We start from the raw sequence: 3,662 nt of genomic DNA on the forward strand, positions 1-3,662 counted from the left end.
TGCTGGTCACCGGCCCGGCGATCCGCGCGGTCGCGGCCGGCGCCGATCGGGTGGTGCTGCTCTGCGGTCCGCGCGGCCGGGCCGCGGCCGGTCTGCTGCCCGGCGTCGACGAGATCATCGAGGCCCGGCTGCCCTGGATCGATCCCGACCCGGAGCCGGTGTCCCCGCGCTTCGCCGGGGACCTGGTGGCGCGGCTGGCCGCGACCGGCGCCCAGGAGGCCGTGGTCTTCACCTCCTTCCACCAGTCCGCGCTGCCGCTGGCCCTGCTGCTGCGCACCGCGGGCGTCGGCCGGATCACGGCGATCAGTGACGACTACCCGGGCTCGCTGCTGGACGTGCGGCATCGCGTACCCGCCGGGGTGCCCGAAGCGGAACGGGCCCGCTCGGTCGCGGCAGCGGCGGGTTTCGCCCTGCCGGCGGGCGACGACGGCCGTCTCCGGGTCTCGATCGGGCCGGTGCGGGAGACCGGCCACGTGATCGTGCATCCCGGCGCCTCGGTCGGCGCCCGTGCCTGCCCGCCGGAGACCATGCGCGCGATCACCGCGGCGCTGGCGGCGGACGGTCACCGCGTGCTGGTCACCGGCGGCCCCGACGAGCAGGAGCTGGCCGCCTACGTGGGCACGCCGGCCGGCTCGATGAGCCTGGCGGATCTGGCGCGGCTGCTGGCCGGCGCGGCGTGCGTGGTGGTCGCCAACACCGGCCCGGCGCACCTGGCCGCGGCGGTCGGCACCCCCGTCGTGAGCCTGTTCGCCCCGACCGTCCCGTTCGGACAGTGGGGGCCGTACCGCGTGCCGCACGTGCGTCTGGGCGACCCGGCGGCCGCCTGCCGGGACACCCGCGCCACCACCTGTCCTGTTCCAGGTCACCCGTGCCTCACCGGGATCGACCCGGCCGACGTGGTCGCCGCGACGCGCCTGCTGGGCATCCGGACAGCGGCCAGGAAAGAGGTTCTCACCGCATGAACATCCTGCTCTGGCACGTGCACGGCTCCTGGACGACGTCGTTCGTCCAGGGCAAGCACCGCTACCTGATCCCGGTCAACGCGGCCCGCGACGAGTGGGGACGCGGGCGGGCGCGCACCTTCGACTGGCCGCCGACCGCCGAGGAGGTCGACCCGGCCGCGCTGAGCGACGACGACGTCGACCTGGTGATCCTGCAGCGCCCGGAGGAGCTCGAGCGGGTCGCGCACCTGCGGGCCCCGCGGATCTACGTCGAGCACAACACGCCGAAGGGCGACGTGCCGAACAGCCGGCACCCGATGGCCGACCGGGACGACCTCGTGATCGCCCACGTCACCCACTTCAACGAGCTGTTCTGGGACTGCGGCGGCACCCGCACCACGGTCATCGAGCACGGCGTGGTCGAGCCGGCCGTCCGCTGGACCGGTGAGCTGGACCGCCTCGCGGTGGTCACCAACGAGCCGGTCCGCCGCAACCGCGTCACCGGCACCGACCTGATGCCCCGCTTCGCGGCGGTCGCGCCGCTGGATGTCTACGGCATGGGCGTCGACGGCCTGCGACTCGACCGGGTCACCCCGCACGAGGACCCGCCGCAGGCCGCCATGCACGCCGAGATCGCGCGGCGGCGGGCGTACCTGCACCTGTGCCGGTGGACGTCGCTGGGACTGAGCCTGATCGAGGCGATGCAGATCGGGATGCCGGTGCTCGCGCTGGCCACCACCGAGGCCATCGCCGCCGTGCCGCCCGACGCGGGGGTGCTCGCCACCCGCGTCGACACCCTGGTCGAGGCCGCCCGATGGCTCATCGACGAACCCGGGCAGGCGCGCCTGCTCGGCGACCGGGCTCGCCAGGTGGCGCTCGCCCGATACGGCCTGGACCGGTTCCTGGCCGACTGGGACCGGCTCGTGGAGGAGGAGACATGCGCATAGCGATGGTGTCGGAGCATGCCAGCCCGTTGTCCGCGCTCGGCCACGGAATCCTGGGCAACGTCGACGCCGGTGGGCAGAACGCGCACGTCGCGGCGCTCGCCGCGGAGCTGACCGCGCAGGGCCACGAGGTCCGCGTCTACACCCGCCGGGACGCGGCGGACCTGGAACCGGTCGTGTCCGCGGCCGGCTTCGACGTGGTGCACGTGCCCGCCGGGCCGGCCACCGAGCTGCCCAAGGACGAGCTGCTGCCGTTCATGGGGGAGTTCGCCGAGTGGATGGCCGACGACTGGCGCACCCGCTGGAAGCCGGACGTGGCGCACGCCCACTTCTGGATGAGCGGGCTGGCCGCGGTCACCGCCGGGCGGCTGTGTGACGTGCCGGTGGTGCAGACGTTCCACGCGCTGGGCACGGTCAAGCGGCGGCACCAGGGCGCGGCGGACACCAGCCCGGCGCACCGGGTCGCCTACGAGCGGCGGCTCGGCCGGGTGGTCGACCGGGTCGTCGTGCAGTGCCACGACGAGATCCGCGAGCTGCTCCGGATGGGCGTGCCGCGCGCCCGGATGACCCTGGTGCCGTCCGGTGTGGACACCGGCCGGTTCAGCCCGGACGGTCCGGCCGCACCGCGCACCCCCGGCCGCAAGCGCATCCTGACCGTCGGCCGCCTGGTGGAACGCAAGGGCTTCGCCGACCTGATCCGCGCGCTGCCGCTGATCCCGGGCGCCGAGCTGGTCATCGCCGGCGGGCCCGAGGAGAACGCCGGGAAGCTGCGGAAGCTCGCCGACCGCTGCAAGGTCGGCGAGCGGGTACGCCTGATCGGCGCGGTCCGCCCCGCCGACATGCCGTGCTGGTACCGCTCCGCCGACGTGGTCGCCGCCGCACCCTGGTACGAGCCGTTCGGCCTGACCCCGCTCGAGGCGATGGCCTGCGGGGTGCCGGTCGTCGGCACCGCCGTGGGCGGCCTCATCGACACCGTGGTGGACGGCGTCACCGGCGACCTCGTCCCGCCCCACGACCCCAAGTCCCTGGCCCGCGCCCTGCGCCGGCTGCTGGGCGACGAGATGCGCCGGATGTCGTACGCGGCCGCCGCCGTCGAGCGGGCCGAGGTCTCGTACTCGTGGCCCCGCATCGCCGCCCGGCTGACCGCCACCTACGGCGCCGTCGCCGGACTCGACCTGACCAGAGAGGCAGCCTGATGGACCTGCTGGACGAACATCTTTCCGGCGTCGCCGCGGCCCTGCTGCCGTTCCGGGCGGCCGCCGCGGAGACGCTGGCCCGCTGGGGCACCGACCTGGCCCGGCACCTCGGCCACGGCGGCCGGCTGCTGATCGCCGGCAACGGCGGCAGCGCGGCCGAGGCTCAGCACCTGGCCGCCGAACTGGTCGGCAAGTTGCGCGAGGACCGCCGGCCGCTGTCCGCGATCGCGCTGACCCCCGACTCGTCGGCGGTCACGGCGATCGGCAACGACTACGGCTTCGACCAGATCTTCGCCCGGCAGGTGCACGCTCACGGCCGGCCCGGCGACGTGCTCCTGCTGCTGTCCACCAGCGGCCGCAGCCCCAACCTGCTCGAGGCGGCGGCCGCCGCGAGCGAGATCGGGGTGCGCACCTGGGCCTTCACCGGCCCGGGGCCCAACCCGCTGGCGGACGCCTGCGACGAGGCGCTGTGCTGCCCGGCCCCGAACTCCCAGGTGGTCCAGGAGCTGCACCTGATCTCGGTCCACGTGATGTGCGAGTACGTGGACCGGGCGCTCCCGGTGGTGCTGGGAAAAGCGCCG

At 74.9% G+C, this 3,662-nt stretch carries 4 protein-coding genes; all 4 read left to right on the forward strand.

Annotated elements, in window-relative coordinates; translation table 11 throughout:
* Nucleotides 1–962 (forward strand): glycosyltransferase family 9 protein (locus AB0M20_RS32150; protein ID WP_364304094.1); only part of this gene is annotated, 962 nt, incomplete at its 5' end.
* Nucleotides 959–1,888 carry a glycosyltransferase gene (locus tag AB0M20_RS32155; protein ID WP_364304095.1) on the forward strand — a complete coding sequence of 310 codons (930 nt, stop codon included), beginning with the start codon at nt 959–961 and terminating at the stop codon, nt 1,886–1,888. The genes AB0M20_RS32150 and AB0M20_RS32155, both read left to right, overlap by 4 nt.
* Entirely contained in the window at nt 1,879–3,081 is a 1,203-nt protein-coding gene (locus tag AB0M20_RS32160) for a glycosyltransferase (protein WP_364304096.1), read from the forward strand. Before AB0M20_RS32155 ends, AB0M20_RS32160 begins: the two co-directional genes overlap by 10 nt.
* Nucleotides 3,081–3,662: SIS domain-containing protein (locus AB0M20_RS32165; RefSeq protein WP_364304097.1), on the forward strand; the 582-nt coding region annotated here is incomplete at its 3' end. The genes AB0M20_RS32160 and AB0M20_RS32165, both read left to right, overlap by 1 nt.

Source organism: Actinoplanes sp. NPDC051633, from assembly GCF_040681735.1.
In the GTDB taxonomy this organism is placed as follows: Bacteria; Actinomycetota; Actinomycetes; order Mycobacteriales; family Micromonosporaceae; genus Actinoplanes.